20 protein-coding genes are annotated in these 23,789 nt (G+C 53.2%); 3 read left to right on the forward strand and 17 right to left on the reverse strand.

The window, feature by feature from the left end; all coding sequences use genetic code 11:
* Positions 1–11 precede the first annotated feature (11 nt).
* From LEP6406_RS0204610 to LEP6406_RS0204620, 3 genes are all read right to left on the reverse strand, one after another.
* Positions 12–554, reverse strand: coding sequence for a universal stress protein (locus tag LEP6406_RS0204610; RefSeq protein WP_008313992.1), 543 nt, complete (start codon positions 552–554; stop codon positions 12–14).
* Between the two features lie 418 nt (positions 555–972).
* A complete protein-coding gene (gene tatC / locus LEP6406_RS0204615; protein ID WP_008313990.1) occupies positions 973–1,752 on the reverse strand; it encodes a twin-arginine translocase subunit TatC in 780 nt (259 codons plus the stop codon).
* Between the two features lie 101 nt (positions 1,753–1,853).
* Entirely contained in the window at positions 1,854–2,705 is an 852-nt protein-coding gene (locus tag LEP6406_RS0204620) for a helix-turn-helix domain-containing protein (RefSeq protein WP_008313988.1), read from the reverse strand.
* Positions 2,706–3,752: 1,047 nt separating this feature from the next.
* Here LEP6406_RS0204620 and LEP6406_RS26550 point away from each other — a divergent pair.
* Complete coding sequence (locus tag LEP6406_RS26550) at positions 3,753–4,223, forward strand: DUF29 domain-containing protein (protein WP_008313986.1); 471 nt, start codon at positions 3,753–3,755, stop codon at positions 4,221–4,223.
* Between the two features lie 131 nt (positions 4,224–4,354).
* Here the strand turns inward: LEP6406_RS26550 and LEP6406_RS0204630 are convergent, their stop codons facing one another.
* The 8 genes from LEP6406_RS0204630 to psb28 all read right to left on the reverse strand — a co-directional run bounded on the left by LEP6406_RS0204630 (position 4,355) and on the right by psb28 (position 14,326).
* Entirely contained in the window at positions 4,355–5,347 is a 993-nt protein-coding gene (locus LEP6406_RS0204630) for a caspase family protein (RefSeq protein WP_008313984.1), read from the reverse strand.
* 350 nt (positions 5,348–5,697) lie between these two features.
* A complete protein-coding gene (locus LEP6406_RS29945) occupies positions 5,698–8,199 on the reverse strand; it encodes an NACHT domain-containing protein (protein ID WP_008313982.1) in 2,502 nt (833 codons plus the stop codon).
* A gap of 451 nt (positions 8,200–8,650) precedes the next feature.
* Positions 8,651–8,815: a hypothetical protein gene (locus LEP6406_RS32640; protein WP_008313979.1), complete on the reverse strand. Its 165-nt coding sequence runs from the start codon at positions 8,813–8,815 to the stop codon at positions 8,651–8,653.
* Positions 8,816–8,858: 43 nt separating this feature from the next.
* Positions 8,859–10,208: a glucose-6-phosphate dehydrogenase assembly protein OpcA gene (gene opcA, locus LEP6406_RS0204645; protein WP_008313976.1), complete on the reverse strand. Its 1,350-nt coding sequence runs from the start codon at positions 10,206–10,208 to the stop codon at positions 8,859–8,861.
* Between the two features lie 113 nt (positions 10,209–10,321).
* Entirely contained in the window at positions 10,322–11,851 is a 1,530-nt protein-coding gene (gene zwf / locus LEP6406_RS0204650; protein ID WP_008313975.1) for a glucose-6-phosphate dehydrogenase, read from the reverse strand.
* A 332-nt stretch (positions 11,852–12,183) separates the two neighbouring features.
* Positions 12,184–13,263, reverse strand: a complete 1,080-nt coding sequence (gene fbp, locus LEP6406_RS0204655; RefSeq protein ID WP_008313974.1) for a class 1 fructose-bisphosphatase — start codon at positions 13,261–13,263, stop codon at positions 12,184–12,186.
* Between the two features lie 212 nt (positions 13,264–13,475).
* A complete protein-coding gene (locus tag LEP6406_RS0204660; RefSeq protein WP_008313973.1) occupies positions 13,476–13,982 on the reverse strand; it encodes a MogA/MoaB family molybdenum cofactor biosynthesis protein in 507 nt (168 codons plus the stop codon).
* An 8-nt stretch (positions 13,983–13,990) separates the two neighbouring features.
* Positions 13,991–14,326, reverse strand: a complete 336-nt coding sequence (psb28, locus tag LEP6406_RS0204665) for a photosystem II reaction center protein Psb28 (RefSeq protein WP_008313972.1) — start codon at positions 14,324–14,326, stop codon at positions 13,991–13,993.
* A gap of 389 nt (positions 14,327–14,715) precedes the next feature.
* Between psb28 and LEP6406_RS0204670 the strand changes: the two genes are divergently transcribed.
* Together LEP6406_RS0204670 and LEP6406_RS29950 are read left to right on the forward strand one after the other, a co-directional pair.
* Positions 14,716–15,600 (forward strand): tetratricopeptide repeat protein, encoded by an 885-nt coding sequence (locus LEP6406_RS0204670; protein ID WP_027268841.1) that lies wholly within the window; start codon positions 14,716–14,718, stop codon positions 15,598–15,600.
* A gap of 222 nt (positions 15,601–15,822) precedes the next feature.
* A complete protein-coding gene (locus LEP6406_RS29950) occupies positions 15,823–18,819 on the forward strand; it encodes a GGDEF domain-containing protein (RefSeq protein ID WP_008313970.1) in 2,997 nt (998 codons plus the stop codon).
* A gap of 191 nt (positions 18,820–19,010) precedes the next feature.
* On the opposite strand, the gene rpsN is transcribed toward LEP6406_RS29950, so the two are convergent.
* From rpsN to LEP6406_RS0204705, 6 genes are all read right to left on the reverse strand, one after another.
* Positions 19,011–19,313, reverse strand: coding sequence for a 30S ribosomal protein S14 (gene rpsN, locus LEP6406_RS0204680; protein WP_008313968.1), 303 nt, complete (start codon positions 19,311–19,313; stop codon positions 19,011–19,013).
* Positions 19,314–19,445: 132 nt separating this feature from the next.
* Positions 19,446–20,120, reverse strand: a complete 675-nt coding sequence (nth, locus tag LEP6406_RS0204685; protein WP_008313967.1) for an endonuclease III — start codon at positions 20,118–20,120, stop codon at positions 19,446–19,448.
* A complete protein-coding gene (gene rseP, locus LEP6406_RS0204690) occupies positions 20,117–21,211 on the reverse strand; it encodes an RIP metalloprotease RseP (RefSeq protein ID WP_008313966.1) in 1,095 nt (364 codons plus the stop codon). The genes nth and rseP overlap by 4 nt, the downstream gene beginning before the upstream one ends.
* A 412-nt stretch (positions 21,212–21,623) precedes the next feature.
* A complete protein-coding gene (locus tag LEP6406_RS0204695) occupies positions 21,624–22,529 on the reverse strand; it encodes an MBL fold metallo-hydrolase (protein ID WP_027268842.1) in 906 nt (301 codons plus the stop codon).
* Between the two features lie 346 nt (positions 22,530–22,875).
* A complete protein-coding gene (locus tag LEP6406_RS0204700; protein ID WP_008313964.1) occupies positions 22,876–23,385 on the reverse strand; it encodes an inorganic diphosphatase in 510 nt (169 codons plus the stop codon).
* A gap of 151 nt (positions 23,386–23,536) precedes the next feature.
* On the reverse strand, positions 23,537–23,722 hold the full coding sequence (locus tag LEP6406_RS0204705) for a TLTLP motif-containing protein (protein ID WP_008313963.1): 186 nt from the start codon (positions 23,720–23,722) through the stop codon (positions 23,537–23,539).
* Between the last annotated feature and the right edge of the window lie 67 nt (positions 23,723–23,789).

Raw genomic sequence — 23,789 nt, forward strand, 5'->3', positions numbered from 1 at the left:
GTCTACAGATCCTAGGAGGCCGCTGACATAGGATGAGACTCTGTCGCCTCATTGCTGTCCTGTGCCGCTGTCACCTTGTCGCCGTGAACCACTAGCACTGAGCAAGGGGCATGGTGCATGACATAGTTGCTGACGCTACCCAGCAAAAATTCACTCAACCCACTGCGGCCCCGATGGCCGACCAAAATCAGGTCTGCGCCCCAGCTTTTGGCCACATCACAGATAACTCGGCCTGGATCGCCTGCGGCTTGAGTAAACTCCGTGGAAAGACCGGCGGCTTCGGCGGCCTCCGCAGTGTGGCGGAGTTCCTCTAGCCCCTGCTGTTCGTAGGTGGACCAGCGCTGTTGGTAGGTATCCCAGGCAACACTGTCCAGAATGGGGTAGTAGGAATGGTAGGCCCGCACGGGTAGCCCTGGGCTATCGGTGTCGTAGGCAGACAACACATGAACTAGCATCAAATTGGCCTCTAGGGCTTGGGCCAGGGAAATGGCCTTTTCCGCCACCGGGGAGCGGGTAGCAGAGCGGTCTAGTGCGACTAAGATTTTGTGGTACATAGGGGCTCCTGAGAGGTCTCCTGAATGAACAGTGGGGCTGGGATGGCCAGAGGTGGGTCAAAGACCATCACTCCCTTAAAACTAGGGGCTGCGTTTAGCAGCAAGCCAACTTGCCGCATCTAGGCGCTGGCAGCCCTTCCGAGACTGTAGCGGGGGAGGGTTAGCACCGTAGGCAAGCGGTTTCTGTGGAACAGATGGGAGCGACCCCGATGCTCTGTATGCAGTTCTACATCAATTATAGAAAGGCTGAGAAAGCTGGTGGTATGGGGGATACGAGCCGTAACATGGACTCGCAGGTCTGGCCCGATGGCCCCTGTGGGCCGGTCTCTGACCATCGCCGATTGTCGATAGGCACCACAGCTTGGATCATAAAAACTTGGGCCACAAAAACTTGGATCCCAAAAACAATAACCTGACGTTATCGCCCCGAGAGCTTAACCAGGCCAATGCCGCCGAAGTAGAGGAATAACACTGCGCCTCCCAGCAAGCTTTGGGTAATAGGGTCCGTGGAGGGGGTGAGCACCGCCCCTAGGATGGCGGCTCCTAGAAGCACATAGCGCCAGCTAGACACCATGGTGCTAGAGGAGACAATCCCCAGTAGGGCTAGGACGAGCTGTACCACAGGCACCTGAAATGCCAGCCCCGTACTGAACAGCAACAGCAGTACAAATTCAAAGTAGCGGTCAATAGACCAGAGCTGCTCCACCACATCTTCGCCGTAACTGATGAAGAAGTTTAGAGCAGCGGGAATCAGCGCAATATAGGCAAAGAACAGCCCGACAAAAAACAGCACCCCTGACCCCAGTACCAATGGCCCCAAGAGCCGCCGTTCCCGCCGAGTCAATCCCGGCAGGACAAACATGATCACCTGGTACAGGATTAAGGGACTGGCGATCAGTAAACCACTGTAGCCTGCCACCTTCAGGGATACGAAGAAAAATTCCCCCGGCGAGAGCTGCAAAAACTTCGCCCCCTGGGCCGGTACTTCCAGGAGTTCGACGATGCGCTTAACCTGGCTAAAGCAGGCCCCGATTGCGATCGCGACTGCAATCAAGCTGTAGAAAATTCGCTGGCGCAGTTCGTCCAGATGGTCGAACAGGGACATTTCCACATCATCGGGAGCCTCATTTAGAAAGGTATCCGGGTCAGCAGGATTGTCCTGGGCGGCGAGGGTATCGGATTTGGTCGAGGAGGTCATCGCTTAGACGTGGGCTGGGTAAACATGGGGCAGTTCCATCCAGTGGTTTCATTCTAAGCAGAATAGCGGCGAAGCAGAATGGCTGGGATGATTCGGAACGGCTACGGCGTGAGGGTTGAGGTGGTATCGAGGGTAAAGGTTCTACGCTCGACGGTGCCGGGGGAACCCAGGGGGGCACTCTCTGAACCGTTAAAGGACAGTTGCACGGCCCCGGCATTGCCCGACATAATCACCAGTTCCGTTTTAGCCGTCCAGGTTTCCTCACTGCCAGCGGTCAAAATGCCTTCGTAGACTTCTTCTCCATCCGCCGTTACCCGCAACCACGAGTCGCCGGTAAGGGTAATTTTCACCGTGATGGGTTCAGTCAGAGGTAGGGGAGCAGGGTCAGCCTCCTTCTCGGGAAGGGTGTCGGCTGTCTCTGCGCTACTGTCCGGCTCTGTCGGGGTGTCGGAATCGGCCAGATTGAGGCGGGGACGATTACCGCCTTGACCCACAACGGCCCAGATTGCTCCCCCTGCGATCGCAAGTAGAATCAAACCGCCTATTAACCAGCCCAGCCCGGAACCAGACCAAGAACGGCGGTTGCCGGAGTCCGCCGGGGCAATCACCTTAAGCTGGTGGCGATCCTGCTGAGAGACCACCCCATCCATACCGCCACCATTGGCCTGGGTCGGGTCCGGCAGCACCGCTACGAGGGTTGATTCAAACTGCTTGGCAATATCGCGACCCTCCAACCCTAGGGCATCGGCATAGCGACGAATAAATCCTTGAATAAAGACAGGCTCCGGCAACTCTTCCCCATCTCCCGTCTCTAGGGCTTTAAGCAAAGCAGGCCGAATAAAGATCTGGGTAGCAACCTCATCCAAAGCCCGACCCTGTTCTTTGCGAACACTCTGGAGGTAGAGACCAAGACTAGACAACTGTTCTTGCTGAGCGGCGGTTAACTTACTCACGGTGGCCCATGGGAAGAACTGGCAAAGTTCTGTGACAAATTATCCAAAAAAAATTATCTAAAAAAATCTCAACGATGTGATGAATGATTGTTGTTGCTTATTGTAAGGGGAAATGGGCAAGGAGAAGTGGTCTGGCCTCCCAACGCTTGACCCAGTTACCTCCCCATAGTCCCCTGCTGTGAACACACATCTTGGCCCTCACCCCCAAGCCCTATCGGGCAGGCTAAGCCTTTCTTGAATGTCGTTAGGCTATAGAGCCCTCCTCTCCCAAAAGTGAGAGCAGAGGAGGCCGGACAAGACGTTCCGCCCCCCCTTGTATCTTATGGACAGGGCGATAGACCAACGGCATTTAAGCAAGGGGGATGTAGAGCTTGCTCTTCCCGCAGGGTAGGGAGAAGGCTGCAACGTAGTCAGGCTAGAGCTTTGCGCTGAGCCAGATTCCCTGGCGGATGGGCAGCGAAGCCTAACCCGAACTGAGGTTAAGTATACACATCTTGACTCTCTGGAGAGGGGACAGGGGATGTATCCAACACAGCTTATTCCTCGCTTCCCGGCTCTGCCGGGAAGCGCTCCTCCGAGGCTCCGCCTTCTAGTCCGTACCCAGCCGGAACCTAAATCCTAGGGACAACAACAGGTCAGCGGCTTGTCGATCCAGTGGATCCAATCTGTGCGCTGTGACCAACTTGCGCTTCCCTATCCTGTAGGTAGGTCACTTTCATCGTTTCGGCCACCTACGGCCATTCATGGATAGTCGTAGGGTGGGCATTGCCCACCGCTCAAACTTGCTCCCCCACCTCCAACCACCTCCCCGAACACTCAACATTCTCACATCCCCAAAAGGCATATTGGCTTTGATGCTAGCCCTGGCATAACGTAAATGTCGTACATTCCTCCGGTCCAGGATGGTGGGCAATGGCCACCCTACAAAGAGCTTGTCCAACAAGGGTTACGGATTACTGAGGAGAAGGCTTGCTCAGTCGGAGTGGCCGAAACGGTGATTAACGCCTTGGATTTATCGCTAATTTGGTGAGCAGGGACATAACGCTAATGGTAAAAGCAACCCTCTATGGTCGCGACTTTTTGCGGTGGACAGATCATCAAATTGCCTGTCTTCAGAAAGGGCAATGGGAAAACGTAGATGGAGATAATTTGGTTGAGGAACTGGGGGATTTGGGACGCAGCGAGCAGAAGGAGCTAGGCAGCTCCTTAATGGTGTTGATGATGCACCTACTCAAATGGCAATATCAGCCCGATCGTAGAACAGCCAGTTGGGAGGTTACGCTGTCGAACTGTCGCGATGGCATTCAAGACTATTTGGAAGATAGCCCCAGCCTGCAAGGCTTTCTAAACGATGCAGAATGGGTGGCAAAATATTATCGTCGCGCCCGCAGAGATGCGGCAAAAGAAACCCAGATGTCAATTGATACCTTTCCTAAGGAATGCCCCTATACTCTAGAAGATATGTTAGAAATGCAAACTGGGTTGCGCGTTAGTACAACCGACAAAACCATCGGTTAAATTTGTATTATGGTGGGAATCGAAGGCTTGTGCGTGTTGGGTTTCCTTCGTCAACCCAACCTACGAGGGCGAGCGCACTGCTAGTCAATTTGCATTGATTACCAAACCTGGGAGGATCATGCAAATTATTTTCAACCCCGTTGAATTACATTGCCGTTTCCAGTCACATTATTGTTACCAGTAATAATTGTGCTGCTGATAGTGCTGTCTCCTATTGCGACACTCCTTTTACCTAATGTGCTGACTTGAACCTGATGAGAAGCATCTGCCTGTTGTTCCATAGCTTTCCATCCACCGACAGGCAGACCTTTGCCTCCTTGAAGTAGCGCGATACTAAATTTTTCTGTCGCCGACATTTCAAATCTAGGAGTTTGCTGTTTCCCTATAGTTGCTGCGCTTTCTGGAACGGCCTTTCCTAAATGGTTTGCCAGGTCAAACACGGTTACCTCCGTCGCTCCCGGTTGGCTAGCGGCTCCCTGCAAAGCTTCAATCAGGTGATGGGTATAGAGACTTAACGTATTGTCGGGTCGAATCCAAGATTTCTGATCTCCTCGACAAGACGTAAACACGACTCGTCCTTCGCCCTGCGCCAGGTTATCAATCAGCCCTTTGGGATCGGCTGTAGGCACAATGCCTTTGGGTAAACGAGGTTCCGACACATTTTCTTTGGGTGAAGCCATACCGGCCGCATGGCAGCAGTCGAGGATCACGAGCAGTCGCTTGGCCGGAATTTGATGCAGGGCTTGATTGAAGGTCTCGGCGGATAGGGCCGTGTTGCGCCAGTCGTAGGAATCAAAATCGTGCGGAATGAGGTAGTAGTTACCACTGGTTGTGTCCAGCCAGCCATGACCGGAGTAATAGATAATTACTGTGGCTTCTGAATCAGCCGTCGCTTGAGCCTTCAACCACTCTAAGCCGTCCAGGATTGCTTGGTGAGTAGCGTCCTCATCGTGAAGCAGCCTCAAATGCTGGTCATTGTCAGGGTAAGCACAGAGTTCTGGATCAACCAAGATTTGTTTCAATGCCTGCATGTCTTTCACGGTTACAGGCAAAGACGACTGCGGCTCAACACAGTGCCCTACACCGACTAAAAGTGCATATCCATGGGCAAAGGACTCTGTCATAACCAACATTATTTATTGTTGACAAGATTCACGACCCTACCGGATCTATCATGCTAATTATATCTCAAATAGGCTAAAGTCCTTGGTCAACAAGGCTTACGTACACCAGAATCGAAAGCAGCCTTTTACAGGCTGTATAATTGATGAAAGTTTTTCTCCGTATAAATCTTGGCTGATTCAGTGAGAATGTTCAGCATACTAAATCTTGTAAAGCTGAATTTACTTAGCCCAAGATTTCCGCTCTCAAGAAGTTCTTCTTAAAGTAGAATGATCATCTAAATTTTCATATTTTGTGGAACGATAGGTAGCCGCCGAAAGTGCTATCAGAGGCACGTTTAGCAGTTTGCATCCTAGCTTAAAACTTCCTCTTCTGAAATTAAGTTGTCAGTATTGGGAAGCAAAATTTTGCTCATAAGATCTTCTGCCAAAAAGGCTTCTGTGACTGGTAGATCATTTATACAATCTGCCAGCAATCGATTTGCTGCATAATACTTATTCATGAGTTCTTTGGATTCTTCTGCTAATTCCCAACCGTGACATATATTACGTTCTTTGCGCAAATTTTCAAGCAGTTGCTCGGCCAATGTATTTCCTTCATTATCCCACCATGCCCTCAATGTTTCTGAAGAAGTATCTTCCACACTAAGAAAACTATGCCAGAATACAAGGATCCGTTCAAATAAAGTTATTGAGACTACCTTTATACAGATTAATATCGAGCATTCTTCGGCACATTTAGCAAGTGCTTCTGTCAAGGCAGAGTATGAATGCTCAAATACGAAAAAAGGAGCGCAAAATTTTGTGAGATATGCAAAAAAACAATTCATAGAATGGTCAAGGATTATGACTGATTCTATGAACTGGTTCTTTCTCTTGAAAGACATATAGAGGCTCAGCTGAGAAATGATCTTCACGTCCCCGATAAGACTATTGTCACAGTTGTATATGCAGATAAGATCTAGGCAAAATCCTCGTAGGAGAGCCTGCTGATAAATAATTGGTATATATCTTGACTTGTCTGGTACTGAGGGAGTCAGTTCAATAATAATCTGCTGATTTTCTTGCGTCGGATCCGCGAATTCTGAATTTAGAAGGAGTGCATTTTGAACCTGCAACTGTACTTGCTCACATGAAAAAATCTCTAGGCCGAGGGAGGTAGCCTTTTCGCTAACCCAATTGAGGATTTGTTGAATGAGCTGATTGCCAGCAATCAACTCATTTGCAAGTCTATGCACCTCTAACAATAGCTCGGCTCTATTCTGAAGCATTTCTGATGACAACAGAAAGATTTCGCGCCATCTGTAGTCCGTAATATGCCTCATTAGAGGTTGGAGGTCTGTTCCATCGCAAAACCATCTCGCTACCAAGTATTCCTGAAATGTCAGATGTGAAAACGACCAAATTTCATGGGCGCGCGCAACTAAAATTCCATGCTGCTCTGCAATACTCTCTAGTACTGCTCTACTTTCCTCCTCTGAAATTTGAAGATGCTCCGAAATGTAACTACAGATTTCCGCTTCCTCAAACAGTACAAAATTTTCTGTCTGATCGAACTTACGAACCGCCAAATAGCTCAGTAGTTGCTTGCGTGAATCGAGAGATAATTGCCGATAGATCTCACTTTTGATCTCTCGACTTATTCCTCGTTTTTCGTCCCACTGTTTTAGTAGTAAATCCAATCCTTCCCGGTATAAATCAGACCTTCTCTCTGGCAAGCATTCCAAGTCTTCAAAAATCCAACACGCCAAACTTAGTAGGACTGGGGTTACGGCTAGTTCAGAAGTTTGTTGATGTTCCCTCAGCTTCTCCATGAAGTGTTCTTTTAGCGCTTTACCTTGTTCTGGTGTTTCTGCTAATGCCGTAAACCAATTCAATGCAAAGCTTTCTACCTGTTCTGGCTTAAATTCCGCTACCTCTATGGGACTGAACTGCTCCGGAATATACTCCGTTGTTTGAGTACGACAAGTCAGCACAAAGCGGTTTTTGTCGTATCGTCTTGCAAGCCTTCGCAATTCATCCTGTAATTTTTGCTGCACAGCACTGGACACCTCATCCAGACCGTCCAACAAAACCAAGACTTTCCCTTGACTTAGGAGTTGTTTGGTTTGCTCCTCTTTGTCTAATTCAAATTCCTCGTGGATATGCTGAAATATGCTGAAATCAGTTTTATCAAGATCCCGTAGCTCAAGCAGATAGGGGATGTAGTCGTTCAGAAAAATACCTTTGGCACAGCCTACTGCTAAGTGCCTTAGAAATGTGCTTTTCCCTGAACCGGGCTTCCCTAGCACCATTAATCGAGGATAGTCCTCACTCTCGGCAACTTTTAATCCCTGTAACCGCTCCCCTCTCTTTGCAAGCCCTAGTCGGTCAAACTGTTCTCGGACATTCTGACCGTTGAGTAACCCTGGAATGTTGGTTCGATAGTCCTGCACTTCCAGAACATAAACATCTACATAAAGCTGATCAACATCAACTTGGCGTCTATTCAGGAGTTGAATTTTTCCGAAATTTTTGAGAACTTTCTCAGATGCCCGCGATCGCACTTTCTGGATCAGTGTATCAAGTGAAATCTGTGGTCGCTGATTTAGAATACTTTGGATAAATTCAGCTTTTGCTCCATTAATAATGATGTTGCTATCACCATTAATAATGATATTTTTATCGCCCGCCAAGTTGTGGCTACCAGTGATAATCTGTGAGTCTTGAACGTCACCATCAACTTTGATAACACCATTGCCGTGAGCCAGAACTACTTGACCAGTTTGAATAGCTGTCGATATCGTATGAATGTCAGAGTCGTCAGCGTTTCCCGACAACACTCTTTGGATGGCTGCTTGAAGAGATTCTGACATCAATTACAACTTGAGCTCAGGTATAAGTAATTAGTTGCTGTTGCATCTCGTTAAGGCTACTTCATACCACTTGTTGCAGTAGACAGTGTGAAATAAATGTTGCCTTGTCTCATTAGTTTAGTTCAGCGCGAGACAGCGGCTAGAGTTTATAGTTTGTGGCGCAAGGAGTTGATTGAAGATCGTACCGTTAGCACGAGTGTAACTGGCCCGATCGCAACCTCGACAACGCTCACCACACCAGCATCTAAGGCTTCAGACAGTTGATGCAGCTTAGCAAGGGGGCGATCGCTGAAAGGAATATCCACACTCGGCCCATAGGCGAATAGGAGAGCAGCCAAACAGCTACCCTCCCCTAGAACACTACAGATTCCAGTAATCCTTCGATAGGGATTGCCTTGGAGACAACTCATGTACCTGGCAAGCCCAAGTTGTGAGTTGGGCATCTCGTACTTCAATGCTGAGCAGTACGGATTTGCGATCGCAACCCATCCACATTGGCCAAGAGATCCGCTTGGGATTGGGCTGCCTGCTCTCCCGTAGCCAACCACTTCACCTGCACCATCCCTTGGGCCGCTTCCTCATCAGCGCGACAGGTTGGCCCCAGTGTAGCGGGCATTTTAAAGGGCTCCCCCAGGGATCAAGCCCGATCAGCAGGCACCTTATTTTTCTGCGAGTTCTTGAGGCCGCAGACGTAGCATTTGGTCCGCTGTCGCGAGACTTTCTTGATAGAGAATATCCTCACCCCAGCGCTGAAGCTGCTGCCCTAGAATCAGATCCGCCCGCTGATCCGACATCGCACTGACCTGCTCCACCCGGCAAGACTGGGCACTGCCCCCCGCCTCCATCCGCATACAGCCCGTCGTCTCCGAGCAGAGGATTGTACAACAATCAGCACAGAGGTTAGTTGAAGTGAGGCGAATGCCAATCAGATCCCCAATCACCTCCCCAACGTCCGCCACCGGAGTTGCCGCTAATTCCGCCTCGATTTCCAGACCATTCATGCCTTCAAAATAAATCTTGCGGATGTCGTAATCTCCCCCTTCGTAGACATAGCGCATGGGAGTCCAGTTGAGGCGGCTAGCAAACCAGCCCAAAAACATCAGAGCTTGGGCTGCATTGCCCCGTTCATGGTCAATGCTAATGCGGTCCACATGGATCAGCGCCTCCCTCCGTTCAGGGGGATCAAAGGCTTCCGCTGTCAGCTCTTGCCAGGGGGAAAGGCGGTGCCAGTTCAGATCAGCAATGTAGGTGCCCGACTCCGTCAGTTCCTGCATTTTCAGCATTTCTGACTCCGCATCACTGAAATAACTAGAGTCCACAATGATGCAATTGCTGGTTTCCGAAAGCTGGCGAAAGAGGGACTGCTCCGGGTTTGGCGTCGCCTTCCACCAGACAAACTTAGGTAAATCGCCAATCATCAGCGACCCCACAATGCCTGCCGCCCGTTCTAACGCTGATTTTGCTCCCCGTAGGGTGATGTATTCACAGCAAATTAAGTTGCTGGTGTTGCGCTTTTGTACTGGGCAGTAGGCAGACACCTGGGCCGTGACGATGTCATCATGGCCAACGGTGGGGCACAGGGTAATGACCCGGCAGGGGTTGTGGGCTGAAATTGCCTCACTGAGATTAAAGCCCCGTAGATCTGGGTTGGAAATTTTCTGACGGGAGGGGGAAAGCTGGTCATATTCCTTCCGCAGACGGGCGAGAGTGTGCTCTCCGACCCGACCCGTGACCCGCAGTCCGTAGGCCATTTGGGCTTGACGTACCGCTTCCCGAGTCTCCGGCCCATGGATGCCGTCAATCGCCCCTTTGTAAAAGCTCAGTGCTGCTAGGAGTTGCTGAAACTCCTCCGGTTCGTAGACCACAATGCTAAAGGAAGTGGCTCGGGTGGCAACGGGGGCGGAACTGCCACCATCCTGACTGCGCCAAATATTACGGAGTTCAGCCTCGATATCGTCGATAGAGATGTCTTTAGGGCGCTGAAGCGCCACTACTGGGGTCGTAGTCATAGGAAATGGGGGGGTGTGAGGGACCGGGCGCAATCGCCCCTATGCTAGCGAAATCTACTACTCTTCAAGGTATTGAGAGATGCACCGGGAGTCTGCTTCAGACCATAGAACTCCTAGAGGCGACGCCAGCGGCGGCGATCGCGGTTGAGCAACAATTCTGCTTCCACTGGCCCCCAAGTGCCCGCCTCATAGAGCGGAATCGCATCCGGTGGCGCAGGGGCATCCCAGACTTCGAGGACTGGGGTCAGCAGTCGCCATGATGCTTCCACCTCATCCCCTCGGGTAAAGAGGGTTTGATCCCCCAACATGCAGTCCACCAGCAAGCGACCATAGGCTTCGGTGCTGGGCTTGCCAAAGGCGGCATCGTAGCGAAAATCCATTGCCACCGATCGCGTCCGTAGGGAATTTCCCGGTGTTTTCACCTCAAAGCGCATAGAAATTCCCTCATTGGGCTGAATCCGCAGCGCCAGCACATTGTGGTTCAACTGCTTGGCCGCCGACTGGAACATCATGAAGGGAACTTCCTTAAAGTGGATGGAAATCTCCGACACCTTCTTCGGCATCCGCTTGCCCGTGCGGAGATAGAAAGGCACCCCCTTCCAGCGCCAGTTATCCACCACCAACTTCAGGGCAGCGTAGGTGGGTGTGGTGGATTCATCACTCGCCCCCTCTTCACTGCGGTAACCGGGCACCGCCTCCCCCTTCATCCACCCCGGTGCATACTGGCCTCGGGAGGCGCAAAGGGAGAGATCGTCCAAGTCCGCCAGACGGGTCACCTGCAATACCTTCACCTTTTCATTGCGAATGCTGTCGGCATCCAAGGAGTTGGGAGCCTCCATCGCCGTCAGGCTAAAGAGCTGCATCAGGTGATTTTGCACCATGTCCCGTAGCGCCCCAGCGGTCTCGTAGTATCCCGCTCGTCCTTCCAACCCCACCGTTTCCGATACGGTGATCTGGATATGGTCCACAAACTGGCGATTCCACAGGGGCTCAAAGATGGCGTTGGCAAACCGAAACACCATCAGGTTCTGAACGGTTTCCTTGCCCAAGTAGTGGTCAATACGATAGATCTGCTCTTCGCGACAGACTTTTTGGACTACTCGATTGAGGACTCGGGCTGTTGCCAAATCCTTGCCAAAGGGCTTCTCGATCACCAACCGCTGCTTGCTAGGGTCTGCCAACATTCCCGCATCCCCCAATTGCTGGGTTGCTTCTCCAAAGAAACGGGGGGCCACAGATAGGTAAAATACTCGGTTGCCTCGGGTTCCCCGCGATTCATCCAGTTCCGACAAAAATGCCTTGAGGCGGTGGTAGCTTTCTGGCTGGTCAATGTTGCCGGAGCAGTAAAACAACCCTCGAGCAAAGTCCTGCCATACTGCTTCGTTGCCAATACCACCGCCATAGCCGTCTATCCCCTCCCGTAGGTGCTCTCGAAAAAACTCGTGGCTCCAGTCTCGGCGGGCTACCCCCACAATGGTGAGTTCCGGCGGTAGCCGCCGTTCCTGTTTCATCTGGTAAAGGGCGGGTACTAGCTTACGCTGTGTCAGGTCACCAGAGGCTCCAAAGATAATCAGAATTTGGGGCTCGGGGATCCGGTCTTGCTGGAGGCCAACGCGGAGGGGGTTGTCGATGAGGCTAACCATGGGGGGAGGGGGTGATGGAGTGATGGAGTGGGGGAGGTGACAGGCGTTTTAAGTTTTGAGTTTTAAGTTTTGAGTTTTGAATTAAGTGTCTCGTAGGGGCGCGGTTTCCGCGCCCAATGCAGGATGCCGTCGTAGGGGCGTGGTTTCCGCGCCCAATGCAGGATGCTCCAATAGAGAATTTCGTAGGGGCAATCCCTTGTGGTTGCCCGGTGGGCGGGTGACTGATATTGGGGAAGTGGATGGGTGTATCCCGTAGGGGCAGGTTTAGCTCGTATTGGATGGGTCATTCAGGGATGAGCTTTCAAAACCTGCCCTGCCCTGTGGCGGATAATCTAGGCTGTTCCTTTTGGATCCCGACGGGGGGCGGTGAGAGATTTTTGTTCGTGTATGCGCTCTTGGATAAAGGAGGTGACGAGATCGACATCCTCGCGACTGCCAATAACTAGGGGGGTGCGCTGGTGCAGTTCACCAGGGATCACATCTAGGATCGGTTCCGTGCCCGTGCTGGCAAGGCCCCCGGCCTGTTCGATTAGGAAGGCTAGGGGGGAGGATTCGTAGAGAAGTCGTAGTTTTCCTTCTGGATTTTTCACGGTGCCAGGATAGAGAAAGACGCCGCCCTGCATTAGGATACGGTGAAAATCTCCGACTAAGGCTCCGCTGTAGCGCAGGGAGTAGCCCTCATGGCGGTGGACGTAGCGGATATAGTCTCGGATGGAGTCCTCCCACTGCCAGAAGTTGCCTTCGTTAACGCTGTAGTTGGGGCCGTGATCGGGGACGCGAATGTTTTCTGAGGCGAGAATGAATTCTCCGAGGCTGGGGTCGAGGGTGAAGGCGTGGACCCCGTGACCAATGGAGTAGACCAGAACGGTGGTGGGGCCGTAGAGAATATAGCCTGCGGCCAGTTGGTTGCGACCATTTTCTAATAGATCCGAGGCCGACTGGTCGAGATCGTCGCCGGTTTGGCGGCGAATGGCAAAGATGGAGCCGACGTTCAAATTGATGTCTACGTTGGAGGATCCATCAATAGGGTCGTAGAGTAGGGTGTAGCGCCCTATGGGGCAGTTCTCAGGGATGTAGTAGGGTTTCTCCATCTCTTCGGAGGCGAGGCGGCAGACTAGGCCACTCTGTTTGAAGACGGAGATGAATACGTCGTTGGCGAAGATGTCCATTTTCTTAACCGCCTCTCCCTGGACGTTGGTCTGTCCAGTGAAGCCGAGGGCGTTTTCGACCAGTCCGGCACGGGAGAGGCGGCGGGCAATGAGTTTCCCAGCTAGGGCGATGCGGTTCATGAGGGTGCTGAGATCCTGGGCCTCGGGTCCGAAGCTATGGAGTTGTTGCAGGACATGACGCGATAGGGTGGTGCAGTCCCGATCTAGGGTCTGTTCAATGGACGGTTGATAGCCGTCAGCCATAAAATCCTCCGGCCTTTTGGCATGCGATGAACACAAGGGCAGCTTTGGCGGGAGCTACTCAACACTCAAGTGGTGTCGCCCCCATGGTAAGGAAATTGCCTTAAAAACCGGGGTAGTCTTTAGATCAGCTAAAGAAGTGGTGGGCTGAGGTGGCGTGGATCTACCCGTTGCTATGCTTGTGCGACCCTATCTCCGCGAGGGGTCTGTGGGGGCTACTGGAGGTGTAGTTGGCGGTATAGGTGGCTGAGTTCTGGCAGGATTAGGGCTTCCATGCCCAGACGGACGGCATTGCTAGAGCCGGGGAGGGAAAAGATTAGGGTGGAGCTGTGGGTGCCTGCGATCGCACGGGAGGCCATGGCCCGTGAGCCGATCTCTTGGTAGCTAAGGGCGCGGAACAGCTCACCAAAACCGGGCAGTTTTTTTTCTAGCACTGTCGCGATCGCATCGTAGGTGGTATCGCGGGGGGCAATGCCCGTGCCACCGTTGATGAGGATAACTGCGATCGCGGCATCGGCACACCAGGCCAGCACCGTGGCCCGAATGAGTTCTGGCTCATCGGGCAAAATCTGGTAGGCCACTAGCTGATGGCCTCCATCCGTCAGTTGGGTCTGTATCAACTGACCACTGCCGTCGGTTTCTGGGGTGCGGGTATCGCTGACTGTCAGTACCGCGCACCCAATGGCTAGGGGCGATGGATCGGCATGGGGGGTAGCAGCCATGGGACGGCCTAGCTTTTGGTAAAGCCGAGGCCATTTTCCTCGGCGTAGCGATTCATAAACCGCATAAAACGCTCCCAATCCGCCAGACTCTTAATGGAGTAGGTGGCTTCGATGCCCGCTGGTTCACCGTTGATGAATTTGCCATTGACATCGCGGGTTACCATTTCCCCCTCCTCATCCACAAGGTACATCCCTGTGACCTCGACCCCCTCATCTTGAGAGAGCGCTTTGGGATACTCAAAGTAGAAGGTGGCGGTGCCATTGCTGCCGTCCTTGGAGCGGGTCATTCGCACGTCGGGGATGACCTCTTCTACTACGCCCCGCGCAAATTCAATATGAGCCATGAACCAATGTCCTACTTGTCTTTTACAAACCGTTGTCTTTTACAAAGCTTAAACTTGTAGTCTCTTATTTTAAGCAAAAGCCAGCCCCTTTCTCAGCTTTTTCAGCATCCCATAGCAATCCCATTTTATTTCTGACATTTTATTTCTGAAGACCTTCGCACCAGCCCAACATTCTCCGGTCCCCTCGCCCCCTGGGAGAGGGCCAAGGCTTCGGCGTGAGCTCAGCCGAACGGTGAGGGGCCGAGTGTGCCACGATAGAACGGTTAGAGTATTTACGCCGCCCAGTACTCGTTCCTTGTTTCCCTGGGGAATCACGAGTTGAGCCCTTGAGATCTGGTCTCGGACAGTAGAGGCGCTAAGATGGGCACGATGTTATGGAGTGCCCAACCGTGGCTGCAAAGCGTAATCGCTGGCTTGTGACCGGGGTCCTCGTTGTGGCTCTGGGAGCCTTTTTGACCCTATCGATTCTGCCTATTTTGGGCGGGCGTAATTCTCGTCCCACCAGCGCCAGCACGCCGGGTAGCACCCCCGAGGCAGTGGATATGCAGACAGAACTGGCGGATCGGGCTCGGGGATACGAATTGGTCCTAGAGCGAGAGCCCGATAATCAAACCGCCATTCTGGGGTTAGTAGAAACCCGGATCCAATTGGGCGATTTGGCGGGCGTCGTGGAGCCCCTCAGTAAGCTGGCAGATCTGAACCCCGATGTCACGGAGTACCGGGTATTGCTGGGGCAGACCAAACAAGCCCTGGGAGATTTGGAGGGAGCAGCCCAAGCCTATCGCACCGTCCTCACCAGTAGCCCAGGGGATATGAAGGCCCTTCAGGGATTGGTCAAACTATTGCTAGATCAGAACCGGCCCCAGGCGGCGGTCGGACTACTCCAGGACACGCTGAAGGCGGCAAACCCCACGGGCACTGCCACTGGGGGAAGCACTATTGATGATGTCTCAGTGCGGCTATTGTTGGCAGAGGTGTACGTCCAGGAAGAACGCTTTGACGATGCCCTCAGCCTCTATGACGAGACAATTGCGATCGCATCTGATGACTTCCGCCCCCTCCTAGCTAAAGCCCTGGTGCTGAGGAATATGGGCAACACTGGCGAGGCCGCTCCCCTGTTTCAGCAAGCAGAGGAACTGGCTCCGGCCCAGTTCAAAGATCAGGTCCGTCAACTGGCGGCGGCGAGCAGTGCGCCCAGTCCTGCTGACTCAGTACCCGCCTCAGAGACCCCGGTAACGGAGGCAGAAGGCTCGCCCCCCGCCCCAACAGAGTGACATCGTAAGTTGGTTTTTTTTCCGGGAGGAGCAGATGCCGCTCCTCCCGGAAAGAGAAAATATATTGTGTAAAGTTGTGAAATACACGCTTTCCCCAAAGGGGAGGGGGTATTAGGCTATTTCCCACAGAGAATGTCATCCTAACTAGACACCTCATTTAAGTGGCCTAAACGCTCCTCAGAAAAACAATCGTAGGGGGAATGACATACCGATAGAGCATTCATGACCTTTTCTCAGATTTCCCCCTTACCCTCAGAGGAGTCAACCTCTGAATCCGTCTGGATAGCGCAGGAGTATCAAGCTCAGCCCCAGATATCCCGCCTATTTCACATGGCCCTTGATGCCATGCTGATTGCCGATGATCAGGGCCACTATCTGGAGGCAAACCCCGCCGCCTGTGCCCTCCTGGGGCTACCCCGCGAGCAGTTGCTGGGGCTGACCATTGCCGACTTTGCGGAACCTGGACTGGACTGGAGGGCGACTTGGCAGCAATTTCTAGAGGCAGGGCAGGGCAGGGGGGAATTCACCCTGATTTGCCGGGATGGGGAGCGACGCGAGGTGGAATATGCCGCCACGGCGAATTTTCATCCCCACCAGCATTTGTCGATTCTGCGGGATATCACCGAGCGCAAGCGGGCGGAGACCCAATGCCAGGTGTTGACCCAGCAGCTAGAGGAACGGGTTGCTGAGCGGACCCAAGAGTTGGTAGCCGCTGAGGCAGATCTCAAGAAACAGCAACAGTGGCTTGACAGTATTCTCAGCTCCATTCAAGGCGTTGTCTGGTCTGTCAATCCCATCACCTCGGAAGTGGCCTATGTGAATGCAGCAGTGGCCCAGATCTATGGCTATCCGGCGGAGACGTTTTTGGCGGATCCTAGTTTCTGGTTTGGTCTCGTCCATCCCGAAGATCAGGCTCGGGTCGCCGCAGAAATCTCAGTCCGGCCTCACCCCCAACGAATGTGCTTGGAGTACAGATTGGTGCGGTCAGACGGTCAGGTGCGTTGGTTGCGAGAACAATCCAATTTGGTCAACGACGCTGCCGGAAATCCTCTGCGAATTGATGGCATCACCACCGATATTACAGACATCAAGCAGATGGAGGCGGACCTACGTCTCAATGAGGCCCGCACCCGTGCTGTGTTTCAGCAAGCAGCCATTGGCATCAATCAATCAACACTGGATGGTCGATTTATCCAGGTGAACCAGACCTTCTGTAAGATGCTGGGCTATAGCGAAGCTGAATTACTCCAACTGCGTTACCAAGATATTACCCACCCTGAGGATGGGCCAGAAACCCACACAGACTTGCAAAAACTCTACCAGGGGCAGATTGATTCGGTAGCCATAGAAAAGCGCTATATCCGCAAGGATGGCACCCCCTTGTGGACCAGTATGGTGCTGTCAATTTTGCGAGATGAGTCGGGGCAGCCGATTGCTGACATCGCGATGGTGCAAGATATTAGCGATCGCAAAGCCGCAGAACTAGCCCTCCAGCAAAGCGAGGCCACAAAACGAGCCATGCTAGAGGCCATTCCCGATCTTCTACTGCGGATCAATCGTCAGGGCATTCGCTTGGATTTTATGTCGGGAGGGGAAATCAAACTCTTCCCAACAGTGCAATGGGGACAACAACAGTCTATCTACGAGACCCTGCCCAAGCCCATCGCTGATCAGCGGATGTACTTTATCCAGCAAGCCTTAGATACGGGGGAACGGCAACGCTACGAACACACCATTGACGTTGACGGGGATTTTTGCCATGAAGAAACCCGCATCGTGCCCCTCAACCAGGACGAAGTGCTGGTAATGGTGCGGGACGTGACGGATCGGGTGGTGGCGGAAAACGCACGCAAACAGATTGAGCAGGAACTAGAACGCACTAAAGCGTTTCTAGAGCAAACCAATACCCTGGCACGGGTGGGGGGCTGGGAGCTGGATTTATTGCAGCACGACGTGTCTTGGAGCCAGATGACCCGAGAAATCCATGAAGTCGAGGCCGACTTTGTCCCCACTCTGGAAACGGGGCTAAATTTTTACCGAGAGGGGGATCACCGCAACCAGATTGAAGCCGCTGTCGAACGGGCCATTCATCAGGGAAAATCTTGGGATCTAAAGCTGCAAATTGTCACCGCCAAGGGCAATGTTCGCTGGGTACGAACGATTGGTCGGCCTGATTGGGATGGGGAAACCTGCACCCGCATTTGCGGTGCATTTCAAGATATTGATGCCCAGATGCACTCGGAAATGGCCCTCCAAACCCTGACGGAGCAGCTCCAGCAGGCCCAAGGCATGGCCCAAATGGGTAACTGGTGGTTTGATCTGGCCAGGGAAGAACTTTACTGGTCTCAGGAGGTGTTTCGCATCTTTGGCCTGAGTCCCGACCAAACTCCGGTTCTTCTCAAAGATCATCCGGAACTGATCCATCCTGATGACTATGGCCGCTGGCTTCAGCATATCCGTACTGTCTGTGAGCAAGGGATATCCCAAGAGCTAGACTTTCGCATTGTTCGCAGCGATGGCGAGGTTCGCCATGTCAATGCCCGTACCGATGCCGATCGCCATGATGGGACGATGGTGTCTCCAGATAGCCCCCGATTACGGCTGTTTGGCACGATTGTGGACATCACTGAACGCAAACAGGCGGAGACCCGGCAGGCGGAGCTGTATCAGCAACTCCAGGCGGCTAATGCTGCCCTCTATCGCCTTGCCACAATTGACGGCCTGACTCAGGTCGCGAACCGCCACTATTTTGATCAGGCACTAACCCAGGAGTGGATTCGGGCAAAGCGCGATCGCACTTCCCTGGCGCTTATTCTCTGCGATATCGATTTTTTCAAGCCCTACAATGACCACTATGGCCATCCAGCGGGGGATCGCTGCCTTCAGCAGGTGGCCCAAGGACTTCAGACGGCGGTAGGACGATCTGGAGATTTGGTGGCCCGGTATGGGGGAGAGGAGTTTGCGATTCTGTTGCCCAACACAACGGAGGCAGGGGCCATCCAGGTGGCAGAACGGATTCAGGCTGTCATTGCCCACCTAAACCTGCCCCACGGATTTTCTACCGTCAGTTCCCATATCACCCTTAGCTTGGGCATTGCCTGCCACAGGGAAGTAATGCAGGCCGCTAGCCCTGATGAGTTAGTTCAGTGGGCCGATGCCAGTCTATATCGAGCGAAGGCCCAAGGTCGAGATCGCTACTGCCTGCATCTTTGCCCATGAAATGTGTCCGCCCCTGTTGGCATAGCAGGAGTTAGTATCGTGAGGTTATTTAAAGGGCTGCAACCCACAAGGGGCTTAAGCCCCTTGTCCTAACCTGTATGGCCCCTGCTGGTATTTGGACACTCCGTCGCTGACCGTGACCAGTGCCATTGACAAGGCGGGTCTCACAGTAAACACAAAAACTGAACTTGCTACCAGCTAGACTTCACCACACCGGGCAGAAGACCCTCATGGGCCATCTGGCGCAGTTGATTTCGGCAGAGGCCAAAGTCCCGATAGAAGCCTCGGGGGCGTCCGGTCTTCCAGCAACGGTTACGCAAGCGAGTCCGAGAGCTGCTGCGGGGCAGTTGCTGAATCTTGCGGTGGATGGTCACCCGCTCTTGCTGGTTGCTTGCGTTGTTGAATTCCTCTAGCAGCGCTTCCCGCTTGCTAGCATACTGGGCGACCAGTTTTTCCCGCTTGCGCTCCCGCGCAACCATGCTTTTCTTAGCCATGCAACGCCTACTGCTCTCCTAAGCCTATTTGTAACCACAGTCTTCAATGGTAACGGAAAAACTTGGAACCTGTAAAGCGCTCTGATGGACAAAACCCTGTACTTTCATCCTTCTTACTTCTGCCTTCCCCTACTATGCCGAAGACCCTGGCAAGGGAAGTGGGGCCGAGGGACAAAGATCTGCTAACTGGCAGCGATCGCAGGCAGGGTTGCGAGCCATACAGACCGCCCGACCGTGGTAAATCAGCCGAATAGACCAGTTTTCCCAATCGGGCTGGGGCAGCAGCTTCATTAAATCTCGCTCGATTTTGATCGGATCGCTATGTTGGGTGAACCCGAGGCGATTGCTAAGGCGCTTAACATGGGTATCGACCGTCACCCCAGCATTAATACCAAAGGCATGAGCCATAACCACATTGGCAGTTTTACGGGCCACCCCCGCCAAACTAATCAGATCCTCCATCCGTTGAGGCACCTCTCCCCCAAAGTCGGTGACGATTTTCTGGCAAGCGGCCTGAATATTCTTGGCCTTATTGCGATAGAAGCCCGTAGACTTGACCAGGGTTTCCAACTCCTCTAAGGGCACTGCCGCCATAGCATAGGCATCGGGACAGCGGGCAAACAGAGCGGGCGTGACCTTGTTTACCCGTGCATCTGTACACTGGGCAGAGAGAATCGTGGCGACCAGTAGTTGGACCGGAGTTTCATAGTCCAGAGAACAGGTGGCGTCAGGATAGAGCCGTTTGAGGCGGGTGAGAATCTCTAGAATGCGCTGTTTTTTAGCGGGTAGGCGACGCCGAGAGGTCACTGAAGCCAGTCCTGAAATACCGACAGTTGGGTGGTGTCGCGCACAATCAAGAAGACCCCCAGCCCCAGCAGCAAGACGATGCCCGTCTGCATGACATTCTCCTGAAGGCGATCCGGCAGTGGCTTACCCCGAAGGGCTTCCACCAAGAGAAACGCCAACTGGCCCCCATCTAACGCGGGCAGGGGCAGGATATTGATAATGGCGAGGTTAATACTGATGATGGCGGTGAAGGGAAAGAGACTGGCTAAGTTAGCCCTAGCCAAGCCTGCCCCCTGCTCCACAATCTTGACGGGGCCAGCCACTTGGCCCGCCATCTCTGAGAAGTTGGTGATGAGGGCTACAAAACCCTGTACGGTACGCACCAGCATGTCTTGAAATGCCTCGGCGGACAGGGAGAATACTTCCAGCACCGTGTTAGCTCGCCGGAAGGTAAACTCTCCGTTGCGCTGGAGTTGAACCCCAATAATAGGCTTACCCTCGCCGCTGATTTCTGGGACCACCGTGAGGTTCAAGGTGCGATCGCCCCGCTCTACCGTCATCTCGATGGGTTGCTCCGCGCTGGTTTGAATCAGCGTCACCAAATCCTCAACGGTGTTAGCTTCTCCTTGATCAAATCGAACCCCATTAGCCGCCACAATGACATCTCCCGATTCCAGCCCCGCGATCGCAGCAGGGGAAGTTTCCGAGAGCACTTGGGGCACCAGCACACCAGGTTCGGGCACAAAATCCTGAGGCACTCCCACCGAGGCATACTGCACCACAAACACCAGGTAGGCAAACAGCAGGTTAGCCACTACTCCGGCACTGATAACAATCGCCCGATCGAGGATGGGGCGGTTTTTCAGCAGGTTTGGATCTTGCGGGGGAATCGCGCTGTCGGGATCGTCGTCGGGAAAGCCCACAAAGCCGCCGAGGGGAATGGCGCGCAGGGCATATTCCGTCTCGGAGCCTTGGTACTTCCAGAGGATAGGACCAAAGCCAATGGAGAACCGATTTACGTGAATGCCTTGCAGGCGGGCTGCTAAGAAGTGCCCCATTTCGTGAACGATGATCAGCAGTGCCAAAACAGAGATCGCAGCCAGAACGGACATAATCCCTCAGAAGACGAGACAAATGGGTGAAGGAGACCCGATCAAATCAAGGGTCAAATTCATACGTTTTCCCATTCTATCGTTCTGCCCCGCAACCCAGGGGATTTCCGGGACTAGGGACTGGGGACAATCAAAGCCAGAGTCCTTGCTATAGAGCGGTTACAGTCCCTAGCTTGCTTCAGTAGGGCGGGCATGGTCATGCCTACCCCACAAGGGTTTCCTCGTTAACTGTCCACAGGCCCTGCGGTCTTAGTGTTCCGTCAGGAACACTAAGACCGCAGGGCGTAAATCAGCCCACTATTGTCGCGTCGCCCAACATTATTTTCCGGTCCCCTCTCCCCTTGGGAGAGGGCTAGGGTGAGGGGCCGAGTGTGTCACGATGGAACGGCCAGGGTGTTTCTGCCGCCCAGTACTAGGCTACCTGAGAGATCATCCCCTCTCGGGCAAGGCGCACATTGGGAAAGCGCTGTCGGATTTCCATTTCCATGTGGTCTAGAAAATCATCATCATGGGCAGGATTATGATGGAAAAGAATGAGTTCCTGGACTCCCGCCTCCTTAGCCAGCTCCACCCCGCTTTCCCAGGAAATATTAGCGCTGCCATTGAGATCGTGATAGGCCGTATCGGCATAGGTGCCGTCGTAGATCAGCAGATCTGCCTTTTGGGCCAAATACAGTAGGTTCTGGTCGGTGAGGGTGTGGGAGGGCTCAGTATCGGTGGCATAGACCAGGGACTGCCCCTGCCAATTGATGCGAAACCCGAGGGCACTGGTGTGGCGGTTGAGGGCGATGGTTTCGACAATCAATCCGTCCTCTAGGGTGACCACACTGCCAGCATTGATATTGTGAAAGTGCATGTCCGCCCGCATCTTCTGGAGGGGGGTGAAGAAGTTGGGTCGCAGCATCTGATCCGTAAGGGACTGCTTGATGGAGGCTCCATTGGCAGCGGGGGCTCCATAGATCTCAAAACAGTTGCCTGGAACAAAGGCGGGCATAAAAAATGGAAACCCCTGGATACGATCCCAGTGGGTGTGGGTAAAGAAAAGATGGGCAGAGACGGTGTCTGGCTGGTGGAGTAGGTGTTTACCTAGCACCCGGAGCCCCGTACCACCATCAAAAATAAGTCGTTTGCCGCCTACAAGGGCTTCGACGCAAGCGGTATTTCCCCCGTAGCGCACGGTATCAGAGCCCGGTGTGGGGATACTTCCTCGAACGCCCCAGAACTGCACGGTAAAGCCCAACTCGCTTTTGGCTACAGCTTGGGGTTGGGTGTGCTGGGTAGGCGCGGCTGTTAACAATGGTGAATCCGAATCTGGCATCTTGCGATTGACGGATCAAGGATGGTGGTAGATGACAAGGGACTGAGGTTTTAGCTTTTGCAAGCGTTATACCCAGAAAAACCAGGAGCACCTGAGGCCCAATGTATCTGTATATTCTGGCCTGAGTCGGGGATGTCGGGAAAGTTTAGCAAACTCCTTGGAGATTTGTCGTCCCACAGGAGGCTGAGGAGAGTCCTCAGCGATCGCCCGTTTTCCCAGTCTGCCCCTAGGGTCTCTAGCAACCCACAAAATCCTGTCCCAGAGTATTGCTCGGTGGTGACAAATTTTGCCTCTACTTATAAAGAGGATACCCATTTAACCCTAGGGGCACACGCCGGAAGAAAGATTACTGGTTCGCCGCAATGCATTGCTGAACCAGGGGCATCACCTGCTCCACATCCTTCCACCCTAGAATTTCGGTCACTTTTTTCTCTAGGTTTTTGTAGGTGCGGAAAAACTCGGCGATTTCGTCTAGGCGATGGGGGGCAATGTCCTTCAGAGACTTGACCTCAGCATAGCGAGGATCTTCGGCGGGAACACAGAGAATCTTTTCATCGCGATCGCCACCGTCAATCATCTCCAACATACCGATGGGGCGGGCCGCAATCACACAGCCGGGGAAGGTGGGCTGATCCATAATCACCATGCCATCCAGGGGATCCCCATCATCTGCGAGGGTATTGGGTACAAACCCGTAGTCGTAGGGATATTGTACGGAGGCAAAGAGCACACGGTCCAAGATGAACGCCTGCATGTCTTTGTCAAACTCGTACTTGTTCTTGCTCCCGGCGGGGATTTCGATCAGCACATTGATCAGCCCTGGGTCCGGTTGCGCAGGAATGAGAGATAAATCCACAGTGCGTCTCCAACAATCAATAGGGTCAACGGCCCTCAGGACGAAACCCCCAGGGCACGCCCTTAGAGGCTTCGCCTAGCATTGTAGGCGAATACGCTGTCACGTCAGAACGCAGATCTGGGCAGTTGCTTGCGGAGGATTCGGTGGGTGGTTAGGGGCGGGGCGAGGAGAAGGGATAGGCTCCGCTGGGTGGGGTTGGTGGGGGCACTGAGGAAAAATGGGCGATCGCCGCTAGGGGCAGAATCAAGGTCATCACTGCGACGATGGTGCCCACGATATGGGCTAGGGGATGACTGGGGGGATGCGGCGGCGGTTCAGAAGAACTGACAGAGTCCATACAAAAATGAAAAGTGACCTGAAAAAAGAAGTCAAAGGAAAGGATTATTCATTGGGACGGGGGCATG

The organism is Leptolyngbya sp. PCC 6406, from assembly GCF_000332095.2.
GTDB lineage: Bacteria > Cyanobacteriota > Cyanobacteriia > Phormidesmidales > Phormidesmidaceae > PCC-6406.